Genomic DNA, 459 nt, shown 5'->3' on the forward strand with positions numbered 1-459 from the left:
CACGTCACCGAGGCCCACGACCACCGCAACATGGAGGCCGCGAAACGCGGATTCGGCGTCACCGACGCCGGCGCCCGGGAGGGGTTCATGAACCGCTCCCGGTCGGACGCGGTGGAGTTCTCCGTACCGGTCACCACGCTGGCGAAGATCTTCGCCGACTACGCGGTCACCGAAGCCGGACTGCTCAAAGTGGACGTCGAACGGGCCGAACTGGAGGTGCTGCGCGGGCTGGACGACTCCTGCTGGCCGAAGATCCGCACCGTCGTCACCGAGGTCCACGACCTCGACGGCAGGCTGGCGGCCGTCGTGAATCTGCTGCGAGCCAAGGGATTCACCGTCGACGGCCACCAGCAGGACGCCTACCGCGGCGGCAGCACCCACCTGGTCACCGCCACGAGGACGTGGGGGGGTTGGGGGGCGGGGCGCGCCCCGCGCCCCCCCACCACGGCACACCAACAC

General features: G+C 70.6%; 1 protein-coding gene. It reads left to right on the top strand.

The genetic code is table 11. From position 1 onward, the window contains the following. The coding region (locus ACFWX1_RS43915) for an FkbM family methyltransferase (RefSeq protein ID WP_378395845.1) at nt 1–459 on the top strand (459 nt) is incomplete at both ends.

Source organism: Amycolatopsis sp. NPDC059021, from assembly GCF_042739895.1.
In the GTDB taxonomy this organism is placed as follows: domain Bacteria; phylum Actinomycetota; class Actinomycetes; order Mycobacteriales; family Pseudonocardiaceae; genus Amycolatopsis.